Below are 21,936 nucleotides of genomic sequence, written 5' to 3' on the forward strand. Positions count from 1 at the left end.
TCATTCCCATCGTCGCAGAGCTGATCCCACTTTTTGGGGGGATCCTCAATTTGGCCTACAGCCTAATTGTTGCTCCCATCCTGGCTGGCGCAGCCTTTTGGCTGGTGGATCAGCACCTGAAGCGGCAAGCTCCCCTGCTGGGCAACAGCCTCGACCGGGCCCTTTCGAAGGCAGTGCCTCTGGTTTTCGGCAGCATCTTAGTAGGACTCCTCTCTTTCCTTGCCTCCCTCCTTTTGATCCTTCCTGGCATTTACGTGGGAGTCAGGCTGGTTTTTACCCCTTGTGCCATTGCCTTGGAAAATCGAGGAGCTACAGAAGGGCTGCGCTACAGTTGGAACCTTGTCAAGGGCCGCTGGTGGGGCGTGTTTTGGGCTCTTGTGGTTCCAGGTTTGATTTTGGCTGTTGTCTTTTTTGTCTTTGTTGTTTTTGCAGGAGTCTTAGGTTCGATCCTCGGCTTTGATGGGACTGTGCTTGGGTTGGTGCCTGGGGTGGTCGGGGGGGTAGCAGTTACGCCACTTGCCTGGACCTATATCGTGCTCCTGTTCCGATCCCTGCAGCACTTGAAGGGGCAAGCGGCCTCCTGATTGCGGCGTTTGTCTCGGATGGCAAAAAAGGGGAGCCCTCACCCCCGGCCCCTCTCCCAGGGGAAGTCAGCCCAAGCGCTCCGCGCCGCTCACGCGACCACCCCCGGCCCCTCTCCCAGGGGGAAGTCAGCCCTCACCCCCAGCCCCTCTCCCAGGGGGAGAGGGGAGTAATGCCAGAGAGCTCTGCCGAATCTCTAGTTAGGGAGAAGGGCGCTCCAGGATGCCACCTCCCAGCAGGAGATCCCCGTGGTACCAGACAGCGGCTTGGCCAGGGGTGACGCCAAATTGCGGCTCGGCAAACTGTAGCTTCACCCGCTCCGGCGATTCTGGGATCACCATAGCCGGCACCGGTGGGGTACGGTAGCGCACCTGCACTTCCACGGCCAAGGGTTCTGCCGGCGCAGGGATCGAGACCCAGTTCACCCGCCGCACCCACGCCTCAGCTTGGGTGGCTTCTTCCCGCTCTCCCACTACCACGCGGTTCATGGCCGCATCGATGCGCACCACATAGAGCGGACGGGAAGAGGCAATCCCCAGCCCCTTGCGCTGGCCGACGGTGTAGTGGTGGATACCTTCGTGATATCCCAGGACTCGCCCCTGGGTATCGACAATTTCCCCCGGCCTTTGACCCAGGTGCTGATCCAAAAAGTTGCGCATCGAGCCATAGGTCTCGATCAAGCACAGATCCTGGCTTTCGGGCTTGTTTGCCGTAACCAAGCCGTAGCGCGCGGCAATCTGACGGGTCTGGGCCTTGGTGTACTCGCCCAAGGGGAAGAGACTGTGGGCCAGGTGCTCCTGGCTGAGGTCGTAGAGAAAATAGGACTGATCCTTCTGCCGATCCACCGCCCGCAGCAGTTGATAGCGCCCCAGCTCGGCCTCAAAACGCACCCGCGCGTAGTGGCCGGTGGCGATCTGAGAGATGCCCAGCGTCTCGCGGGCATAGGCCAGCAGGGGGCCGAACTTCACCAGCTTGTTGCATTGGGAGCAGGGCAGCGGTGTGATCCCCTCCCCATAGCCGGCCACCAGGTAATCAACAATGGCGGCCTGAAACAGCTCACGACTATCCACCACATGGTGGGGGATCCCCAATTGCTCACAGATGGCAGCAGCATCCACCAGGCCGTCGGTGCAGCACTGGCCTTTCCCCCGCATCAGCCAGAGAGTCACTCCCTCCACGGCATAGCCCTGTTCGTGGAGAAGGGCCGCCACCGTGGAGCTGTCTACCCCCCCAGAAAGGGCCGCCACAATGCGGGGCCGAGAGGGGGATCCGGCTATCTCCGGAGCAACTAGAGGGTGGGGGCTGGTAACCATCGCAGCAGGGGATCAGGAAACAACAAGGGTCGGCAAATCCTCGCCTCCCTACACCAGGCCAAACCCGGATTTCCAGCTTAGCTTGCTTCCGAATCGGCTGGCCGGGATCCCGCCTCAGGCGTGGGTTCTGGGAAGCCCCTTTGGCGCAGCCGCCGCAGCGAATCCAAAGCGGCCGCGGCAACGCTATCGTGGGGATCCCTGGCCAGATAGTTGAGGGCAGAAACACTCTTGGGCGAGGGCAGATTTCCCAAGGCCTGGGCCAGCCGCTGCCGCACCAGCCAATCTTCCGACTGGGCAAACCGCAGGATGTGATCCAAAGCCCGCAGATCCCCCAGTTCTCCCAGAGCTGCAATGGCCGCCTGCTGCAGCAACACTTCCGGCCCCTCCAACGCCCGCAGCAGCACCTCATAGGCCCGTGGATCCTTCAGGTTGCCCAGGGCCACGGCGGCGCTGAAGCGCACCAGCCACTCCACATCTTCATAAAAAGCGCGCACCAGGGCCTCGAAAGCCCGCGGATCTTCCAAGTAGCCCAGGGCGCCTGCCGCATCGGCGCGAATGCCGTAGTCCGGGTCTTGGGTGAGGATCTCCAGCAGCTTGGGCAGACAGGCGTCCGTCTGCTTGATCCCCAGGGCAAAGACGGCAAAAGAGCGCACCTGCAGGTTTTCGTCGTCGATGACCTGCAAAATCAGCGGCACCGCCTGCTCCGCTGGCACATCCCGCAACTGGGCCAAGGCCACCATGCGATCCGCAGGGCGTTGGCTGCGCAAGCGTTGGGCGATTTCCTCCAGACGAGCGGGGTTGACAGGATCCAGAGCAGAGACAGTCATGGCCTTAACAAATGTTTACAGTCTCTCTTCATTATGGCAAATTGGGCTGCGCTCGGACAGGGGCCGGCTTTGAGGTCGGGATCCCTATCGACAGGGGCTGAGGCTTTGATTGGGAAATCCTAGCATTGTTGCCGAAAAAAGCAGCTCGATGGAGCCCCATCCCCAAGATTTTGGCTATTTTGGTGATGCGAGGCTCTCTGCCGGTGGTCTCTATGCTGAAATCTTCGCCTGGTCGCCAACTGCTCTCACTTGGGATCCTCCTGTTGTCGGCAGGGGGCATGTTGTGCTTGTCCCCTCGTTTATCTTCTGCTTTGGCCAACGAACAAGCGGTTCCCGAAGCGGAGCTGGCGCTGCAGCCGCTTTTGCCGCCGGGATCCCGCATCCTCCGCTCCCGTCGGCTGAGCGACACAGCAGCCGAGATCTGGGTGGAGTCGCGCGGCGGCAGCAGCCCTGTAGTTATGCGGCTCAACGCCTCAGGCCGTTGGGAACAGGATATGAACGCTACTCTGGCGCGGGGAGCCAGCCAGATGCAAGCTCTTGCCCGGCAACAAACGGCAAACCTGCCCGACGGTTTTGGCCAGACCGCTCCTGACCAACCGCCGCCGGTGCCTTCTCTTCTGCAAACCACCCAAGCTGCCTCTAGCCTGATCCCACCGGTGGATCGGGAGCAGGAAACCCAGCGGGCCTTAAGTGGAGCCGGACGGGCGGATCCCTTTGTGCCCCAGAACGTGCGTGCTCCTGAGCCGACCCTTGATCTGCCACCTCTACCTCCGCCTCCGGAACTGCCGCCGCCCGGCAATGGTGGCGAAGTGCCCGTAGCAGTGGCCACCCCGCTCCCGACGCCCACTCCCGACCCGGCGGCCTTTGCCCGCAGCGTGCAAGTTTCTGGGGTTGTCCAAATCGGCGGTGAATCCTTTGCGCTGGTTTCCGGTCCAGGCGTGATCCCTTCTGTGGTGCAGGCCGGGCAGAACTACCAAACTGCCAAAGTGGCCGGAGTATCGGTGCCAGAGCGACGGGTTGTGCTCTCGGAAGGAGGCGAGACCGTCGTGAAGACAATGCAAGACACCACTGTAATTGTGGGTGCGCCCTAGCCGTGGCTATTCCAGAGCCCAGCGGTTTGATCTACTCTCCCGCCTCTGGGCAAGGGATTTTTCCAAAGTCAAGTCTAACTCCCCTCTCCCAGAGGGAGAGGGGCCGGGGGTGAGGGAGTCTGGGAAAATCAAAAACGAGGCTCGCTGTTGAGGCGTGACGGCTGCTGTTTTAAATAGCGCAAGAACTCCCGCAGTTCGGCCTCATTCAGTTGGTGGCGAGATTTTTTCTGGAAGCGACGCTCCAGGAACTCTTGTCCTTCCTTGCGGCCCCAGCCAATACGCTGCATCTCGACATCTGTTTGAGCAATGATGTCCGACAAATCCTCCCCCTGGGCCTCTGGCTCCCTCAGGTTGGGCAGCTCCGGGAGCGACTGCTGTCGGACAGGGATCCCTGTTGGCTCAGGGGCTTGAGGGGCAGGAGAAGAGTGGGTGCGCCCATTGGCCAAGGCCAAGTCGGGAGTTGGTAAATAGGGCAGCCTGGCGGCAGCAGAATCCATACCCAAGCTCAAGGAAGTTGCGGAATGACCGAATCCTGCGTGGTTTAAAGCGCGCTTCAGCGCAGCATCTTCCGCTTCTTCTACTGTGTTGGAGCCGGCAATACCACTGCCCAGAACCGTGTTGTTCACCACCACCTGGGCTTTGACAATGTAGATCCCTTCTTCTACGCGCAACAGATCGGTAAGCAAACTGCCCATAGGGTACCGCTCTCGAAACTGTTGAATCATGTTTGCGCCGAAACCTGTCGCTGCTCGGGTCTTGACTACAAGCTAGCTTGAAAGTACGCCTCACATCCAGATCTCAACGCCTCAATCTCAAATCAACATCGGCTAAAGATGTCTATCGAGCAGATCCCAACAAGAAGAGAAGTCTTTCCCAACAGTCAGCGTTCGGCTCGACAAGGGTATGCTATGGCCAAGGGATCCAGTTGCCAAGGTTGCCCTGAGTGGCTGGCTTGGAAAAGGAAAACTGATTTATTATCGCTGCACAGCAAGGCATAACGGAGAACCATGGCTAGCGATACAACCGGGGTCAGCTCAGCCAGTTTGGGGCAGGCAGCCATTCGAGAGCGCAATTATGGCACTGCTTTGCAGTTGCTGCGGCGGGCTTATCGTGCGGATCCCAGCCCGGAGAATGCCCGTTGGCTGGCCACCGCCTACGAAGAAGCGGGGTATGCCCAATTGGCCGCCCTCTATCGAGAATTGGCCCAAGAACGCAGGGAGACTGCCAAAGCAATTCAATTCCAAGCCCCCAAACCTCCCGGCACCCTTGCAGAACTGAAGCAACCCCCTTCTGAACCGCCGGAGCGCAAGACCATTCCCTTGCCCCAGCCGATCCCACACCCAACCCCACCGGCATCCTCTCCGGATCAGCCGGTTTGGGTCTACAAGCCCGCCCCCATTGACCCCAAAAGCATCAGCCGTCAAACGCCCCTCCGATCTCAAGCCGCGGAGCCTGCCCCTTCCCCTCAACAATCGGCGGAGAGGAGCAACTATCTGCCGGTTCAACACGCCCCGGATTTACAAAACCCGCAGCAGGGATCCCCCTTCCTGCGGCGGCTGAACCAACTGCATCGCCAGTTTAAGGATCGGCCCACGGCGGAGCTGGCTCTGCAACTGGCGGAAGCCTACGACGAGCAGAAGAACTTCAAAGAGGCCCAGCGCTACTACCGAGAGGTGTTGGATCTGGATGATTCCTGGCTGTTGCGACCAATGGTGCAGGAGCGCCTGGAAGAGCTGCAGCAACTGCAGGAGCAGGGTTCTTTGGCGGATCCCTCGGCCCAAAGTTTGCTCAAGCTGGCCGAGAAGTTGGAGCAGGAGGGGGAAATCGCCCGGGCCGAGCAAGTTTACCGCCAGATCCTAAAAATGAATGCCACCCTGGATGTTTATGCTAAGGCTCGCAAGGGGCTAAATCGGCTCTATCCCGACGGAAAGCGGTGAACGGCAGACCCTCGCATCTCCCCTGAACCGTCACAATTCGGAAGCAGCTTCTCCTCAAAATGGATCCCGCGGGTCGAGGGCATCTCGCAGACCATCCCCCAGCAAGTTAAAAGACAAAGAGGTGAGCACCACCATCAGGGTGGGAGCTAGCACCAGCCAAGGCTGCAGAATGATTACCGAAGCATTGGTGGCCAGCGACAGCATATTTCCCCAAGACGCATCCGGCTGTTGGATCCCCAGGCCGATCAAGCTCAGCACCGACTCCGCCACGATGTAGCCGGGCACCGCCAAGGTTGCCGAGATCACCACGTAGGTGGTGGTCTGAGGCAGAATATGCCGCACCAGCAGATACAGGGATCCGGCCCCGGCCACCCGCGCCGCCTGCACAAAGTCTCGCTCCCGCAAGGACAGCACCTGGCCCCGAATGACCCTGGCCAAGCCCGCCCAACCCACAAAAGAGAGGATGGTCACAATCACCAAAAAGCGCTCGGCATTGCTGAAGGGCACGCCGGTCAGCGGGTTCACCTGCAACACCGCCGCCAGCGACACCAGCAAATACAGGGTTGGGATCGACATCAACACCTCAGTCAGCCGCATCAGCAGCGTATCCACCCAGCCGCCGAAGTAGCCGGATATGGCCCCCACCAGCAGGCCGATGGGAAAAGAGATGCCGATGCCCACCAGGCCAACAAACAGGCTGACGCGCCCGCCATAGACCAGACGGCTGAAGTAGTCGCGGCCCTGATCATCCGTGCCCAGCAGGTGCAGCCGCGCTACCGGCAGCCCTTCCTCTGGCCGCAGGGGGACGGTGCCGAACAAATGTCGATCCCAGGGGATCAGCCCCAGCCAACGGTAAGGGGTGCCGGCCACAAACAGGCGGATCCCGGCGGGACGGCTGCTATCCACCAAAAGCGGACGTTCGCCCGTTTCCAGATCCACCGGCCCCTGGCGGGTGGGGTAAACGTGGGGCCCCAGCCAAGCGCCCGACTCATCCCACAAGTGAATGGCGGTGGGGGGCAAAAGGGATCCCCCTGGCTGCGATTCCAGCGGGCTGTAGGGGGCAACAAACTCGGCAAAAATGGCGCAGACGTAGAAAAAAACGAGAATGTAGGCTCCCACTTGAGCCCAGCGATTTTGGCGCAGCCGTTTCCACCACTGCATGAGGCCAGGGTTCCGGTTGGGCGAGTTGCCAGAACGAAGTTGGCTTTTAGTGTAGCTAAGCTTTGGGGTTATTTCGAAGACACTGCCCACGCCGTCCAATCTTGAACGGATCCCCCTAGCCGGCCAGGGAATAGCTGGGGCTGCAGGGGGCCATCATTTCCATCCGAGCTGCGGCGATGGTCTGCGGCAGCACCCCCACCAGCCGCGCCAAAATGTCATCCGGCAACTGCTTGACCAACTCCGCAGAGAAAAACTCCTCCAAGCTAAAGAGCAAAATCCGCGCCCGCTGGGCCGGCAAAGGATTATCGGTGATCTGCTGCAACCAGCGCATCCAGTGCAGCCGCTTGGTATAGGCGTTTTGCCGCTCTTGATAGCCCTGAGGATGCAACAGAGCCACATCCCCAATCGGGATCACGCTGCTCGACTCCACATCCAAGGGCCCTCCCACTGCAGCCCCTGGCCCGGCAAACTCGGCATGAAACGTCTTGCAGATGATCAAGGCGTTGTGCCGCTGCGGATCCACCATCAGCAATTGGCCGCTGCTGAGGCTGCGAATCAGTTGACCTGGCTCAACCCACTGAACCAGGCTATGGCTGTTGGGAGAGGGCTCGTTCATACCTCTTTAAGATATCTCAGCTCCCCTTCCCCTTACATGAGATCTTCAACTTTCGCAGCTCTGCTTGACCAAATCTTCATAGATTGGGGGGAGAGGGCCAAACGTGGCCTTCCCCCAAGCTACTGGCGGGGGGTTTGGATCTCGCCGACAACCCGAATGGCGATCCCTTCGCCGGCCTGGCAGCGGCCAATGCGGCGGGCATAGGAGTAGCCGGCGCTGTGGAGCTCTTGCAAAAGCTCTGCCGTGAAGGCGGGATCCACCGCCACCAGTAAGCCGCCGCTGGTTTGCGGATCCGCCAAGAGCAACTGCTGCCACTCCGGTAGAGAGTCGGCCTCTACGCCTTCATAGCCTTGCCAGTTGCGGCGGGCTGCACCTGGGAAGATCCCCGCCTCCGCCAAGGAGAGGGCCTCGGGCAAAAAGGGAATAGCAGCCAAATCCAGCTCGGCGCTTACCCCTGAGCCACGGCAGACCTCTAGCAAGTGTCCCAAGAGGCCAAACCCCGTTACATCGGTTAGGGCGTGAACCTGGGGTCGCCGCGCCAGTTGTGGGCCGATGCGGTTAAGCTGAGTCATCACCTGCAAAACCTCGGCGTAGCCCGCTGCGCTAAGCTGACCCTTTTTTAGGGCGGTGGTCATCACCCCGATCCCCAGCGGCTTGGTTAGGATGAGATCGTCGTCGGGCTGAGCCGTGGCGTTGCGGCGGATGTGCTGCGGGTGGGCCAGGCCTGCCGCCACCAAGCCGAAGATGGGCTCGGGCGAATCGATGGAGTGCCCCCCGGCCAAAGGGATCCCGGCTTCCTGACAGACCTGGATTCCCCCGGCCATGATCTCCCGAATAGCCGACAGGGGCAGGGTGTTGACCGGCATGCCCAGAATGGCCAGGGCGAGAATGGGCCTACCCCCCATTGCGTAAACGTCAGAGAGGGCGTTGGCTGCGGCAATGCGGCCAAAATCCACCGGATCGTCCACGATGGGCATGAAAAAGTCGGTGGTCAGGATCAGGGCCTGCTCGTCGTTGAGTTGGTAGACGGCGGCATCGTCGCTCGTTTCAGCCCCCACCAACAGGGCCGGATCTGACCAAAGAAGAGGCAGCTCCTTAAGAATCTGCTGCAGCAGCGCCGGGGCAATTTTGCAGCCGCAGCCGCCGCCGTGGGAGTACTGGGTGAGGCGAAGGGGAGTCTCCATGCAAGCAAAGGGAGAAAACGTCGGCCTGACTTTACTGTAGCGGCAGCTAGCAGCAACTGGAAAAAGGGGCGCTGGGTTAAGGTTGAAGGGATCCCTCTACCCATAGCGTTGCCATGTCTTTTGTCCCCTTGCACTTGCACAGCGAGTACAGCCTTCTGGACGGGGCTAGCCAATTGCCGCGTTTGATTGAGCAGGTGGTGGCGATGGGTTTGCCAGGACTGGCCCTGACCGATCACGGCGTCATGTATGGGGCCATTGAGCTGGTGAAACTGTGTAAAAGCAAAGGGATCAAGCCGATTATTGGCAACGAGATGTATGTGATCAACGGCGATATTCGAGACAAAAGCCGCAAGTATCCCAAGTATCACCAAGTGGTTCTAGCCAAAAACACCCAGGGCTATAAAAACTTGGTGAAGCTAACCACCATTTCCCATCTCCACGGCGTTCAAGGCAAGGGGATCTTTGCTCGCCCCTGCATCAACAAAGAGTATTTGGCCCAATACAAGGAGGGGTTGATCGTGACCAGCGGCTGTCGAGCTGGGGAAGTGCCCCAGGCCATTTTGCAGGGGCGGCCAGAAATTGCCCGCCAGGTTGCCGCCTGGTATCAAGAACAGTTTGGAGATGATTACTACATTGAGATCCAGGATCACGGCTATCGAGAAGACCGCTTTGTCAATGTGCAATTGGTGCGCATTGCTCGCGAATTGGGGATCCCGATCATCCTCACCAATGATAGCCACTTCATCTCCTGCTGGGATGTGGAGGCCCACGATGCCCTGCTCTGCATCCAAACAGGCAAATCTCTCACCGAGAAAGATCGCCTTCGCTACAGTGGGACGGAATACCTGAAAAGCCCAGAAGAAATGCGCCGCCTCTGCCGCGATCACCTGGAGCAAGAGGTGATCGACGAAGCCATTGCCAACACCCTCAAGGTGCTGGAAAAGATCGAGGGCTATGACCTATTTGGGGAAATGCGCATGCCCGACTACCCGGTTCCACCGGGCCATTCTGCCGATAGCTATCTCACCGAATTGGCCTGGCAGGGCTTGGCAAAACGCTGCGGCGTTGCCTATCCAGATCAGATTCCAGAAAACTATCAGGAGCGCCTGCGCTTTGAACTAAGCATCATCCAACAAAAAGGCTTCTCCAGCTATTTCCTGGTGGTTTGGGACTACATTCGCTATGCCCGCGAGCACGGGATCCCAGTAGGCCCAGGCCGCGGTTCGGCAGCCGGATCCCTGGTGGCCTATGCCCTGCAAATTACCAATATTGACCCCGTCAAATATGGGTTGCTCTTCGAGCGTTTTCTCAACCCAGAACGGCAATCGATGCCGGATATCGATACCGATTTCTGCATCGAGCGGCGGGGAGAGCTGATCGACTATGTAACCCGCAAGTATGGTCAAGAGCGAGTGGCTCAAATCATCACCTTTAACCGCATGACTTCCAAAGCTATTCTCAAAGATGTTGCCCGGGTGCTCGATATTCCCTATGCCGAAGCCGACAAAATGGCAAAGCTGATCCCGGTATCGCGGGGTAAGCCTGCCAAACTGGAGGAGATGATCGACGAGAACACGCCGGCTCCAGAGTTCAAAGAAAAATACGAGAAAGACCCAACCACTCACCGCTGGATCGAGCTGGCCCGCCTGTTGGAAGGCACCAACAAAACCTTTGGGGTTCACGCTGCCGGCGTGGTCATCGCCAAGGATCCCTTGGATGAGATCGTGCCCTTGCAATACAACAACGAAGGCCAAATTATTACCCAGTACTCGATGGAAGATATTGAGTCTCTGGGCCTGCTGAAGATGGACTTTTTGGGGCTGCGCAACCTGACGATGATCCAGCGGGCTGTGGAGCTGATTCGAGAGCACAGAGGGGTCACCATCGACCTGGATAACCTACCCTTGGATGACGAGAAAACCTACCAACTTTTGGAAAAGGGAGAGCTGGAAGGGATCTTCCAACTGGAATCTTCCGGGATGAAGCAGGTGGTGCGAGAGCTCAAGCCTTCCAACTTAGAAGACATTTCCTCGGTCTTGGCTCTTTACCGACCGGGGCCATTGGATACGGGCATGATCCCAGACTTTATCGATCGCAAACATGGCCGCAAGCCGGTAACCTATGCCCACGATCTCCTCAAGCCAATCCTTCAAGATACCTACGGCGCCATTCTCTACCAAGAACAGATCATGCGCATTGCCCAGGACATGGCCGGCTATACCCTGGGCCAGGCCGACCTGCTGCGGCGGGCGATGGGGAAAAAGAAAGTTTCCGAGATGGAGCAACAGCGAGAGCAATTCGTCCGGGGAGCTTTGGAGCGAGGTGTGGCCAAGGAAGTGGCCACGGAACTATTTGACCAGATGGTTGCTTTCGCCGAGTATTGCTTCAACAAATCCCACTCTACGGCCTATGGACTGATTACTTTCCAGACAGCCTATCTCAAGGCCAATTATCCAACAGAATACATGGCGGCGCTGCTTTCTTCTGTGGGAGGGGATCAAGATAAGGTGCAGCGCTATATCACCTATTGTCTGTCGATAGGGATCCAGATTCAACCGCCCGATATCAACCGCTCTGGGCTGGATTTTACCCCCCAAGGATCCAGCATTTTGTTTGGTCTAGGGGCGGTGAAGAATGTGGGTGAGGGGGCGATTCAAAACATCCTGGCTGCCCGCCAGGCGGGGGGCCCCTTCACCTCTTTGGCCGACTTTTGCCAGCGGGTGGATCTGCGCCTGGTTAACCGTCGCGCCATCGAGTCGCTGATCTGTGCAGGCGCTTTTGATTGTATTTCCCCCAACCGCAAGCAATTAATGGTGGATCTGGATCCCATTCTCACCTGGGCGACGGAGCGGGCCAAGTCCAAAGCCATTGGTCAAGCCAGCCTATTTGATTTGTTGGGCAGCGACAGCAGTGATGGCCAGGGATTTATGGAGGCGCCGCGGGGGCCTGCTACCGAAGATTTTCCAGCGCCAGAAAAGTTAAGGCTGGAACGGGAGCTGTTGGGTTTTTATGTTTCGGATCACCCGCTGCGGCGGATTCAAGAGCAGGCGCGCCTGTTGGCTCCCGTTAACCTCTCGGATTTGAGCGGCTACGCAGCCGAGACTTCTGTAGGCATTCTGGCCCTAGTGACCGCCATCAAAACCGTAACCACCAAGAAAGGGGATCGCATGGCCATTGTGCAACTGGAAGATCTCACCGGCAGTTGCGAAGCGGTGATCTTCCCCAAGACTTACGAACGTTTGCGCCATCGCCTGGAGGTGGATCAACGGCTATTGATCTGGGCCAAGGTGGATCAGCGGGATGAACAGGTGCAATTGATTGTCGAGGACTTACAGCCAATTGAATCGGTGAGTTGGGTTACGGTGCAACTCCCTCTGGAGGCTGCCGGAACTGTAGAGGAGCGACACCGTCTGCAGGCGGTTCTTACCCGTCAACGCTCGGAAGCCAAGGAAGAAAATCGCATCCCCGTTGTGGCGGCCATCGTCGCCCCTCCCCACACGCTCTGGGTAAGACTGGGATCTCAATTTTGGGTTAAAGATGCCGAGGCCACCGTGGCAGCTTTGCGCCAAGCTGGCTATACCGCCCGCAGCGAAGCGCTAGCCTCTTAAGCCGTCAACCCAACTGTTGTTCCAGCCAGGCGCGCAACTGCGCCACCGTCAGCCGCGGCGAGGGGCGGGGCAGAGATCGTTCGGGATCCCCCGCCAAGCTCAGCACGGGAACCTCCAGTTGGTAGCGCTCCCACCAGGCGGGGTTGGCAGTAATGTCGCGGATTTCCAACGTGGCGATCTCAGGGATCTGCTGCAACTTCTCCGCTAGGCCCTCGCAGAGGTGGCAGCCGGGCTTGCTGTAGAGGATCAAGGGCGGCCAAGGCATAGGGGATCCCTAAAGGCTGACAGTACAGGCCAGACGACGGTGCTGCAGCGAGGGCATCTGCCGCCGGATAAGCTGCAGGCGCTCCGGGTCGATCTCGGCAATGGCCACCCCTGGTTTTTCGCCGCCGGCATCCGCCAGGATCGTCCCCCAAGGATCCACGATCATGGCGTGGCCATGACATTGCCGCCGCTCGTAGTGGGTGCCCACCTGGGCGGGAGCAATCACGTAGCAGGTGTTTTCAATAGCGCGACACTGCAGCAAAACTTGCCAGTGGTCCCGGCCCGTGTAGGCGGTAAAGGCGGCGGGGATCAACAGCACCTGCGCTCCTCGATCCACCAAGGAACGATACAGCTCGGGAAAGCGCACGTCGTAACAAACCGATAGACCTAGCATGCCCAGCCGCTCTTCCTGGCAGACCACCACCTCGTTGCCGCTCACCACCGTGTTCGACTCGCGGTAGGTGTTGCCGTCGGGCAGGTTGACGTCAAAAAGGTGGATCTTGCGGTAGCGGGCCAGCTCCTTGCCCTCGGGGCTGTAGAGGGCGGCGGTGTTGTACACCTTGCCTTGTCCATCCGGCACCGGGTATCCCCCGCCCAGCACGAATACCTGGTAGCGCTGGGCCATCTTGGCCAAAAACTCCTCGGCCCGCTGCGCAATCTCTGGGGCAAGGCGAGCTTTTTCTGCCTCCGGCCCCATGAAGGCAAAGTTTTCCGGCAAAGCTACCAGCTCACATCCCCGCCGCGCCGCAAAGTCAATCCACTCCTCTGCCTGTTGTAGGTTGCCGGCCAGATCGGGGGTGCTGGTCATCTGAAGGGCGGCTGCCAAATAGGATCGCATGGGGAAACTCCAGGAAAACTCAAAGGATCCAGCCGTCTAGCCCACCAGGTGCCACCAGCCCAACGCAGGCCCCACAAATCGCACCACCACCCAAACAATGGCCAGGAGAATAATGCCGGCCCAAGCGCCCCGAGTTGTCCAATTGTAGATCGTGCGGGCTTGGGCTCTGGTGAGAGGAATATCTTTGAGCTGGGGAAACAGTAGCTCTTGGTCAGGATCGGGGCTTTTGCGGGTTTTGCGGCGCTTCGCTTCGCCCATAGGGTGACCTCCAAGTTGGCTTTTGCTGTGCCGGGGTAGTGACCCTCATCTTAATGCTGATACACTTCCGGTGCGCCCACAACTTTTCCCAACGGTAGGGTGGCTGGGGGGGGGTGCGCCGCCTGGCACTGTCTTTTGCCGATCCACATCGACGAAAGTGCCCTCAGAGGGATCCTGGACAGGTGAGCACGGCCATGCCCTGGGACAGACCTATGTTGGTTGGCCCCTGCTCCGGCTAGCCGGAAATCCACAGAGGGGATCCCTGGTGCTCTTGGGGCCGGCTGCCATCTTCCTCGGTAATGGCCACCGCCCGCACCCATTCTGCGGATGCAAACACTGGCGGTAGGCGCAGCTCCTGTTCTTGATTCCCCACCGCGTCTACTCGAAAAGCGGCAGTGAGGATCGCCCCCGCCTTATCCTTGGTGAAAGGCGCTTCCGGTTCCAGCACCACCCAGAGCGCATAGACGCGGCCCTCCGGCAGCGGCGGCAAACCACGGGCCACTAGCTTCCCTCGCAAGCCCTGCGGATCCACCTCTACCGTAACCGAGCCAGTCACGTTTTCTGCCGTCGGCTGCAATTCATAAGTCAACACCTCGACCGGGATCCCTTCCATCTGGGCCAGTTGCAGCCTGCGCCACAGGTACAGGTTCCCCAGTCCTAGGGCGACCATTAACCCCGCTGCCAGTGCCGCCAGGCCCCGCTGCCAGCGTGGGGATCCCTGAATGGCCAAGCCGGAAGTGGGGAGGGGTTTGGGCGCCGGCTCTGTGTAGGCTTGCAGCAGAGAAGCCCGCAAGCTGGGGGGAGGTTGCTTTTCTTCGACGCCGTAGGCCCTCTCCAGGATCTGTTGCAGGGCTTGCAGCTCCTGCTGTAGCTCCGGGCGCAGCTTGAGCACCGCTTCCAGTCGGTCGGCCTCTTCTGGGGAGAGATCCCCCAGCACGTAGCCGGCCAGCCACAGTTGCAGTTCCTCGGGAGACACAGACTCGGCTTTCATAGGGCGCCTCCCAGCAACTCGCGCAGCCGCAGCAAGCCTCGGCGGGCTCTGGCTTTAACCGTTCCCAAAGGCAGATCCAATTGCTTGGCAATTTCTGTCTGGCTCATGCCTTCGTAATAGGCCATTTTGAGGATTTGGCGTTGATGTTCAGAGAGCTCGGCCAAAGCCGTTTGCACCTCCACTGCCTGATCAGCGCGGGCCAATTGCTCCAGGGCCGTATCCTCGGCGGCGTTGCCCTGTAATTCCACTCTGCCCCGTTCCAGGGATCGCTGTCGATTGCGCCAGGAGCGCAGCCGATCCAAGCAGCGGGAGCGGGCCAAAATGCCTAGGTAAGTGCGCAGGGATCCCCGCTTGGGATCGAAGGAAGAACGGGCCAAACTCAGAAAAATGTCCTGCGTCAGATCTTCGGCCTCGGCAGAGTTGCCCAACATCTTGCAGGCAATTCCGTACACTAAACCGGCGTGCCGGTCGTAGAGGATGGCCAAAGCTTGGGATTGGCCTGCCTTGAGGGCTGAAAACACCTCCGCATCGCTTTTCTCCTGCAGGGATCGTTCAGCTTTATCACCCTCAATCTTCATGGAGAAAAAGTGCAAATAGAACGGTGGCAGGAAGGTATTTAGAGAGAAGCAAGCCCTGCCTGGGGCAAGCCAGAAAGAGTAATGACCTTCATAATTTATCGCCTGCATAGGCATGAAGTCAACCCCGCTGGAGAAAGCGCAGAAAGCCCTCTCCCGAGCTGGGATCGGGCTGAAACAAAACAGCAACAATTGGCCAGAAAAATGATTAAACTGCAACGATCCGGGGCTGACCTTCCTAGAGAGCGGCCAAGCCGAGGAACGGCCCACCCGGCAGCGTGCCCACAGAGGTGGCGCGACCTGTATTCAGGTCAATTCGATACAGGGTGGAGCCGCCGATGGCAAAGCCGGTATCCACCCCGCCGACCGTACGGATGTCAAACCCGCCCACCGGGCCGAAGTTCACGCCCAGGAGGCCAATCGGCATTTGCACCCCGTCGTTGGGCGGGTTCTGAAATAGCAGCAGGTTGCGCTCGCCGTCGATGTTCAGCAGCCGTGTGGATTGGGCGCCGGCCACGCTGTTGGTGTAGGCGGCAGCGGTAACAGCCGGGCGGGATCCCTGCAGCTCCATCGGGCCAAAGGCCAGAGGTCTATCTTGGATCACTTCGCCCGTGTCGACATTGATGCGGAAGTTCTGGCCGTTGGCTCCCACCAGGCGCAGGCGATCCGGGACGGGGTTGAAGTCCATACCGGACAGCGTGCCCGCCGTAAAGGGAACCGACAGGGTACTGGCCACGCTGGCGGCGCCAGTTTGCAAGTTGATGGTGTAGAGGATGTTGGCGTCGGTGAGGCCGTAGAGCAGGCGATTGGCAGGACGGACATCGATACCGATCAAACTGCCGCTCACCCCCGTCACCGTCAGGGATCCCTGCACAGAGGCATCGGCAGAGCGGATGAGGGTGAGGCGATTGCCGCTGCCCAGGGCCACCAAATCCGCTTGGGAGGGGATCATCGCCATCGGAGAAGGATTGCTGTTGCTGCAGCCCAGCAGAGCTAGGCTACCGGCTGCCACAGATACGGCCACACATTGCAGGCGCTTGCGCATGGAAAATGCTCCCTAAAACAAGAAAACTATCCCTCTGCGCCACCAAATAGGTAGCTACAGATCGCTGCAGCGAGAATTGCTTTTGCCCTTAAAAAAATGAGCCTGAGGGATCCTATTCCCAGGGTGGGAACCTATTTTTGCCCTTCCCTTGAGGAGAAGATCCAACTCTGGGGCGGCGCATGGGGCGCTTCTGTAGCAATTACTCCCATCCTCGCTGCTTGGATGCTTAGGATGGAGATGTTTGGACGGAGATTTTAGCTAGAGGCGCTGGTGTAAAAGCGCAGGGCAAAGCGCCAGAACAAATGGGATCCGACCAGCAGCCCCACCGCCAGCAGGGCGGATCCCACAAGCCACGGCCACTGGGCTCGCCCCAACAGGGTTTCCGCCGGTACTGTGGTCAAGAAAGCCACCGGCACAACGAAGGTAAAAAACAGCCGATAGGCCACCGGATAGGCCACCAGGGGGAAGCGCCCCGCCTCTACCAAGCCCCGCAGTACCTCGGTGACGTTGTAGATCTTGACAAACCAGATGCTGGTGGCCCCCAGCATAAACCAGAGGCTGTAGAGGATGACCAATCCCAGGAGCAGGAGCAATAAACCCAAAACATAGGCCCAGGCCGGCAGGCGCAACTGGATCCCGGCGTAGAGAATCAGCACCAGGCCAAAGCCGATATCCACCAGGCCCCAGGGAGAGAACACCCGGGTTGACAGCCAAAACTGGCTACTAATGGGCTTGAGCAAAACAAAATCCAGAGTGCCCTCCTGCACCTGCTGCACGATGCGGTTTAAGTTGACGTTAAAGAGGCTGGCCGACACCCCCTGCAAGATGGTGAACATGCCCAAGACGATGAGCGCCTCCGGCCAGCTCCAACCCCCCAGGCGGTGCCCCTGCTGATAGAACAGTGAAAGCCCAAACAGAGCTGACACGAGGCCGCCTAAGCTGCTGAGGCTGGCAAAAAAGAAGTTGGCGCGGTACTCCATTTCTGCTGCTACAGAAGTGCTCCAAAATAGCCACAGCACCCGCAAGTAGCGCAGCATTCGTTCTCTCTCCAATCTCAGCTTTTATTCCACTTACGGTAGCAGCGGGCGGTGATGAAATAGGGATGAAACACTTCTAGGAAATGGCTTTGCAATACCTGAAAGAATTGCTCGACTTTTTGCGGGTCGTCTAGGTGGAAGGGGAATTCGCCATTAAACCCCTTGAAAAAGTACCAGTTGATCAACAATTTGCCTTCCGGCTTGAGCCAAGTGTAAAACTGACGCAACTGCGCTGCCGGATCCGGCAAATGTTCCACCACATCGAAGCAGATGACGGTGTCAAAGGGGATCCCTTGTGGGAAGGTTTCCGGGCAGTGGATCCGTTCGCTTAGGCCCAACTTTTCCGCCCGCAGTTGCACAAACTGCCGATGGATGGGGTTGAGATCCCAAAAAATCACCTGCTCCACCGCCGGGCAGAGAGCCGCCCCAATGGCGTGGGTACCAATGCCGCCGCCAAAATCCAGCACCCGCCCGCGGGCCTGATCCGCCACCAGGCGCAGGGTATTGCCGATGTAGTCGGTGCTGCTCAGGTGCCAAGCGGCTAAGTCCAGCAAATAGGCGGATCCCACCCGATCCCGGTAAAAGGCGTCTGCCTGATCCCAGCCGAAGTCGCGCCGGCCCAGCTCCGCCAACTGCTGTTGCCCCAGCCGCAGCTTCTCCCGCAGTTCACCCGCCTCAAGGCCAAGGAAGGATCCCAAGTGAGCTTCTAGGTCAAAGCCATTTTGCCAGTAGCCGCTCAGCGCAGGAGGAATGAGAGACACGGAAACCCAAAACTCGGTAGGGCGCTGGATTCAGGATAATTCAGGAGAGGGAATCAAGCAGCGGTGAAGTCGTCGTTCTCTCGGGGCAACTCTTTGGAGGTCTCTCTCTGGGATCCCTCCAGGGTGGCGTTTTTGTCGAGGGCCGGCGGCTGCAACAGGGCTGCCAGCGTCTCTGGGCTGAGGCGGTCGGTGCTCTCCACGATGGCTGTTACATTCGGTCCAAACCTTATCTTGTCAAAAAGCTGTAGCCGATGGGACAAAACCGCTTTACCGTTAACGAACAAACCATTGGTGCTGCGGCGGGATCCCGAGTTGCCGTCAAAGATCATGTAACCGTATCCGGCTCGGTTCTCTTCCGGGATGCGGATAATTAGGGCATGCTCTCGCGAAACACAGGGGTCGTAGAGGCGGATGTGGTTGCTGGGGGCTCGCCCTACCGAGTAGTAAATCTTGTCCAAGACAACGCCGCGCCGGCCTACCCGATCCGTGAAGATCAAGACCAAGTGAGCAGGGCTGGATTGGGCGGCGAAAGCATTCATAACCGTGCGCAGGTAGGCGCAACGTGGCTGATATAGTCAAAAGCAGTGGCCCCGAAGCTCCAGGCAAGCCCAGAGAAGTCAAGCCGGGCCGGAGAAAATCCTTTGTTGCGCGTCGTAAGCTTGTAGAAGAGGTTACCCTTACCAATCGTATCTTTTCCCATGGCTTTCCCTCAAGGGCAGCAATTCCCAAAGCAAGAAGCGGGGGGTGCGGGGCAAAAGAGGCAATGGGGTGAGGGGAGAGGGACAGTGATTTGGGCTTGACCTGTGGGATCCCCCAGCCGCAAATGCCTTAAGCCACCAGAGCCATGAGCCAAGAGCCTTTTTCCCTCAAGCGCAGGGGAAGCAGGTTGCAGGTTTGCCCCAGACAAGAGATCATAGAGTCCTACCAAAGCCAAAAGCTCCCATTGACAGCGTGACGGTGGAACCTAAGCAGACTCAGTTAGACCCTCAGCCCGCCGGCCTCACCACAGCTACCGCAACCATCAAAGCCCAGTTGGATTTGTTGTTGCTGGGGCTGGAGTCTTTAAGTGGGGAGAGTTCCGAGGCAGTTCTGGCAGCAGCCAAGGCTCTGAACTTGGAAAAGCAGATCGGCGATCGGGTCATTCTCTGGCGGCTGCGCAATGCCAACCCTCTGCGCCGCAGCAGCGGCGGGCGAAAAGAAGTCGATATCGAAGAGGCGCGCGCCCTAGTGATGGTGATTGCTCACCTGGCGGCCCAGCGACAGGCCCGCATCCGCAGCACCTTAGAGCAACTGGAAACCGCTGTCGAGCAAGAGCTCAGCCCTTTCCATCAGCCACTGGTGGGCGATTACCTGGATGAGTTTATCTCCCACTACCGCAGCCGCATGGTGGATGGGGATGTGCGCGACGAGAACAGCCTTGCTGAGCTGGCCCTGCGCATCTTGATCGAGCTGATGTTTTACAGCAGCCCGAGAGGGGCACAACGCCTGTGGAAAGCCCTGCTCAACCGCCCTGAAATGGATCTGCCCGCCAGCAGCGACGAAGAAGGGGAGGTAGCCCATAGCTCCGGATCGGATGCTTTGCCCTCTCCTTGAGACGGTCTTGTCTCATCGCCCTTGAGATTCTTGCCTGTGTTGTTTGCCTGCGAGTTGTTATGCCCGGCGTTACCCTCAGCTACACCTATCAACAACCGACCTCGACGCTCACAGTGCGGGGAGAGGCGCCCAGCCCACCCGAATCTGCAGGCACCTCTTCGGCGCTGCCACCGCGAGCGATTCAGCACAACTTTGTGTGTCAGTTGGAAATTCGCCAGGGGGAGACCACCAAAACGCTGCAGGGAGACAGCACTTGGCTCAAGGATTTGATTACCGTGATCGACCGCTACGTTGGATCCCAGCTCTGTGGAGCCCCCAAGGGAACCTTCAGTGGCACTGTGGCCATCCGTCCGCTCGATTTCATTTTTCATCGCCTCACGGTGCGCCAAGGGGAGAATCAGATTGCCCAGGTGGATTTGTCGATGACCCAGTTGTACGACCTGCTAGAGAACCTCTCTCAGGTGGCCGATGACTTGCCCCAACTGGACAGTTTGGCAACTCCGGTGACGCAAGCTTGGTATCGACAGCCTGCCGGGATCGCAGCGCTGCTGGTGGGAGGGATCGCCCTGGTGGCCGGAGTTGGCCTCTGGGCCAGCCGCACCCCGGAGGACAGGGATCCTACTGCCTCCAACTCGGTGCAGGAGCAGCTCACCGTGCCGGAGCAACCCGGCAAAACGGTGGGATCCCCTCCCCCTTTGGCTGAAGATCCCCTTCTCCGTCTGCGAGACACCCTGGCAGAGCAATGGCAGTCTTCCTCCGATTTGCAAGAGAGCCTGGTCTATCGGGTAAGCGTGGACGAGACGGGATCCCTGTTGGCTGCCGAGCCGGAGAATGAGCTGGCCCGGGAACGCCGCGCCGAAACTCCTCTTGCCAACCTGCCGGAGGTGGCGCCGGATCCCTTGCCGACAGGTGCCAAACAGTTCCGCGTTAGCCTAGGGCCAGAGAACCGGGTGGAAGTGGCCCAGATAGAACCACTCTGAAATCCAGGCTGAGGAGAACGTCACAACCTCTAGCGTTGAGGCCGGGCGGCTCCCTTTCTCAGCGCTGAAGCACGTGCCCTTGAGCCCAGCCGAACTGCAATACTTCGTCAAGGTTGGCAACGCTTTTGGGGAGCTGTGGTAGGATGCCTGCTGTCGGACGAGCCGATGCATTTGCAGCGAGGAGAGCGCCTTGAGCCTGAGAGTTGCTGTTGTTGGGGGTGGCCCAGCCGGAGCCTCTGCCGCCGAAGTTCTAGCCCAAGCCGGAATCGAGACCTTTTTGTTTGAGCGGAAGCTAGACAACGCCAAGCCCTGCGGGGGCGCCATTCCCCTCTGTATGGTCTCGGAGTTCGACCTCCCTGAGGAGATCATCGACCGCAAAGTGCGCAAGATGAAGATGATCTCCCCTTCCAACTACGAGGTGGATATCGCCCTCGAAAAGGAAAATGAGTATATCGGCATGTGCCGCCGCGAGATCCTGGATGCCTTCTTACGCAACCGCGCCCGCCAAAAAGGGGCGGAGCTCATCCACGGCAAGGTGATGCATCTGGAAATCCCGCAAAATGGTCGGGATCCCTACATCCTGCACTACAGCGACTTTTCGGACGGCTCAAATCGGGGAGTACCCCGTTCGCTGGCGGTGGATCTGGTGATTGGGGCAGATGGCTTTCACTCCAAGGTGGCAGAAGCCATCGGTGCCGGCGACTACAACTATGCGCTGGCCTTTCAGGAGCGGATTCGGCTCCCCGACGACAAAATGGCCTACTACGAGGAGCGGGCAGAGATGTATGTGGGGGACGATGTTTCTCCAGACTTCTATGCCTGGGTGTTCCCCAAGTGCGACCACGTGGCAGTGGGCACCGGCACTATGAAGGTCAACCAAGCCCAGATCCAAAAGTTGCAGGCCGGGATCCGCGACCGCGCTGCCGAGCGGATTCGGGGGGGCCAGGTGATCAAGGTGGAGGCCCATCCGATCCCAGAGCATCCGCGTCCGCGCCGTGTGGTGGGTCGGGCGGCTTTGGTAGGAGATGCGGCAGGCTATGTAACCAAGTCCAGCGGCGAGGGAATCTATTTTGCCGCCAAGTCGGGCCGCATGTGCGCCGAGACCATCGTCGAGACCTCCAATGGCGGGAAGCGCATCCCCAGTGAGGAGGATCTCAAGCTGTACCTCAAGCGTTGGGATCGCCAATACGGTCTAACCTACAAGGTTTTGGACATTTTACAACGGGTGTTCTACCGTTCCAACGCCACCCGCGAGGCCTTTGTGGAGATGTGCGC

The 21,936-nt window shown here is 59.1% G+C and carries 22 protein-coding genes; 7 read left to right on the forward strand and 15 right to left on the reverse strand.

The features are described 5' to 3' along the window. The coding region (locus NW863_RS00145) for a glycerophosphoryl diester phosphodiesterase membrane domain-containing protein (RefSeq protein ID WP_414363746.1) at positions 1–584 on the forward strand (584 nt) is incomplete at its 5' end. Between the two features lie 198 nt (positions 585–782). Here NW863_RS00145 and mnmA read toward each other — a convergent pair. Both mnmA and NW863_RS00155 read right to left on the reverse strand, forming a co-directional pair. Beyond that, the gene (gene mnmA, locus NW863_RS00150) at positions 783–1,895 is read right to left on the reverse strand and encodes a tRNA 2-thiouridine(34) synthase MnmA (protein WP_414363747.1); all 1,113 of its coding nucleotides are present in this window, start codon (positions 1,893–1,895) and stop codon (positions 783–785) included. A gap of 77 nt (positions 1,896–1,972) precedes the next feature. Next, entirely contained in the window at positions 1,973–2,722 is a 750-nt protein-coding gene (locus NW863_RS00155) for a HEAT repeat domain-containing protein (RefSeq protein ID WP_414347654.1), read from the reverse strand. Between the two features lie 278 nt (positions 2,723–3,000). Here NW863_RS00155 and NW863_RS00160 point away from each other — a divergent pair, with 278 nt between their 5' ends. Further along, positions 3,001–3,813, forward strand: coding sequence for a hypothetical protein (locus tag NW863_RS00160; protein WP_414363749.1), 813 nt, complete (start codon positions 3,001–3,003; stop codon positions 3,811–3,813). A 128-nt stretch (positions 3,814–3,941) separates the two neighbouring features. On the opposite strand, the gene NW863_RS00165 is transcribed toward NW863_RS00160, so the two are convergent. Further along, the gene (locus tag NW863_RS00165; RefSeq protein ID WP_414363750.1) at positions 3,942–4,508 is read right to left on the reverse strand and encodes a hypothetical protein; all 567 of its coding nucleotides are present in this window, start codon (positions 4,506–4,508) and stop codon (positions 3,942–3,944) included. A 312-nt stretch (positions 4,509–4,820) separates the two neighbouring features. On the opposite strand from NW863_RS00165, the gene NW863_RS00170 reads away from it, so the two are divergent. After that, positions 4,821–5,750, forward strand: a complete 930-nt coding sequence (locus tag NW863_RS00170; RefSeq protein WP_414363752.1) for a hypothetical protein — start codon at positions 4,821–4,823, stop codon at positions 5,748–5,750. 54 nt (positions 5,751–5,804) lie between these two features. Here NW863_RS00170 and NW863_RS00175 read toward each other — a convergent pair whose 3' ends face one another. The 3 genes from NW863_RS00175 to selD form a co-directional block, all read right to left on the reverse strand. Next, the gene (locus NW863_RS00175) at positions 5,805–6,911 is read right to left on the reverse strand and encodes an ABC transporter permease (protein WP_414363754.1); all 1,107 of its coding nucleotides are present in this window, start codon (positions 6,909–6,911) and stop codon (positions 5,805–5,807) included. A 115-nt stretch (positions 6,912–7,026) separates the two neighbouring features. Beyond that, positions 7,027–7,527 carry a hypothetical protein gene (locus NW863_RS00180; RefSeq protein ID WP_414335588.1) on the reverse strand — a complete coding sequence of 167 codons (501 nt, stop codon included), beginning with the start codon at positions 7,525–7,527 and terminating at the stop codon, positions 7,027–7,029. Positions 7,528–7,646: 119 nt separating this feature from the next. Beyond that, positions 7,647–8,711, reverse strand: coding sequence for a selenide, water dikinase SelD (gene selD / locus NW863_RS00185; RefSeq protein ID WP_414363756.1), 1,065 nt, complete (start codon positions 8,709–8,711; stop codon positions 7,647–7,649). Between the two features lie 113 nt (positions 8,712–8,824). Here selD and NW863_RS00190 point away from each other — a divergent pair, with 113 nt between their 5' ends. Further along, positions 8,825–12,319, forward strand: coding sequence for a DNA polymerase III subunit alpha (locus tag NW863_RS00190; RefSeq protein ID WP_414363758.1), 3,495 nt, complete (start codon positions 8,825–8,827; stop codon positions 12,317–12,319). Positions 12,320–12,323: 4 nt separating this feature from the next. Here NW863_RS00190 and NW863_RS00195 read toward each other — a convergent pair whose 3' ends face one another. The 9 genes from NW863_RS00195 to NW863_RS00235 form a co-directional block, all read right to left on the reverse strand. Continuing rightward, positions 12,324–12,584: a glutaredoxin family protein gene (locus tag NW863_RS00195; protein WP_414363760.1), complete on the reverse strand. Its 261-nt coding sequence runs from the start codon at positions 12,582–12,584 to the stop codon at positions 12,324–12,326. A 9-nt stretch (positions 12,585–12,593) separates the two neighbouring features. Continuing rightward, positions 12,594–13,421, reverse strand: coding sequence for a carbon-nitrogen hydrolase family protein (locus tag NW863_RS00200; RefSeq protein ID WP_414363761.1), 828 nt, complete (start codon positions 13,419–13,421; stop codon positions 12,594–12,596). Between the two features lie 36 nt (positions 13,422–13,457). Further along, on the reverse strand, positions 13,458–13,679 hold the full coding sequence (locus tag NW863_RS00205; RefSeq protein WP_414363763.1) for a DUF2839 domain-containing protein: 222 nt from the start codon (positions 13,677–13,679) through the stop codon (positions 13,458–13,460). 235 nt (positions 13,680–13,914) lie between these two features. Beyond that, positions 13,915–14,670, reverse strand: coding sequence for an anti-sigma factor domain-containing protein (locus NW863_RS00210; protein ID WP_414363764.1), 756 nt, complete (start codon positions 14,668–14,670; stop codon positions 13,915–13,917). Continuing rightward, positions 14,667–15,248 (reverse strand): sigma-70 family RNA polymerase sigma factor, encoded by a 582-nt coding sequence (locus tag NW863_RS00215; RefSeq protein ID WP_414363765.1) that lies wholly within the window; start codon positions 15,246–15,248, stop codon positions 14,667–14,669. Before NW863_RS00215 ends, NW863_RS00210 begins: the two co-directional genes overlap by 4 nt. Positions 15,249–15,483: 235 nt before the next feature. Further along, positions 15,484–16,290, reverse strand: coding sequence for a DUF4394 domain-containing protein (locus NW863_RS00220; protein ID WP_414363766.1), 807 nt, complete (start codon positions 16,288–16,290; stop codon positions 15,484–15,486). A 254-nt stretch (positions 16,291–16,544) separates the two neighbouring features. Further along, positions 16,545–17,327, reverse strand: a complete 783-nt coding sequence (locus NW863_RS00225; RefSeq protein ID WP_414363767.1) for an ABC transporter permease — start codon at positions 17,325–17,327, stop codon at positions 16,545–16,547. Between the two features lie 17 nt (positions 17,328–17,344). Beyond that, the gene (locus NW863_RS00230) at positions 17,345–18,088 is read right to left on the reverse strand and encodes a class I SAM-dependent methyltransferase (protein WP_414363770.1); all 744 of its coding nucleotides are present in this window, start codon (positions 18,086–18,088) and stop codon (positions 17,345–17,347) included. Positions 18,089–18,141: 53 nt separating this feature from the next. Continuing rightward, positions 18,142–18,627 (reverse strand): FHA domain-containing protein, encoded by a 486-nt coding sequence (locus NW863_RS00235; protein ID WP_414363772.1) that lies wholly within the window; start codon positions 18,625–18,627, stop codon positions 18,142–18,144. A 412-nt stretch (positions 18,628–19,039) separates the two neighbouring features. On the opposite strand from NW863_RS00235, the gene NW863_RS00240 reads away from it, so the two are divergent. The 3 genes from NW863_RS00240 to chlP all read left to right on the forward strand — a co-directional run. Further along, positions 19,040–19,681 carry a DUF3038 domain-containing protein gene (locus NW863_RS00240; protein WP_414363774.1) on the forward strand — a complete coding sequence of 214 codons (642 nt, stop codon included), beginning with the start codon at positions 19,040–19,042 and terminating at the stop codon, positions 19,679–19,681. Between the two features lie 59 nt (positions 19,682–19,740). Continuing rightward, on the forward strand, positions 19,741–20,661 hold the full coding sequence (locus tag NW863_RS00245; protein ID WP_414363776.1) for a DUF4335 domain-containing protein: 921 nt from the start codon (positions 19,741–19,743) through the stop codon (positions 20,659–20,661). Positions 20,662–20,851: 190 nt separating this feature from the next. Next, the coding region (gene chlP, locus NW863_RS00250; RefSeq protein WP_414363778.1) for a geranylgeranyl reductase at positions 20,852–21,936 on the forward strand (1,085 nt) is incomplete at its 3' end.

Source organism: Synechococcus sp. B60.1 (assembly GCF_047462555.1).
In the GTDB taxonomy this organism is placed as follows: domain Bacteria; phylum Cyanobacteriota; class Cyanobacteriia; order Thermostichales; family Thermostichaceae; genus Thermostichus.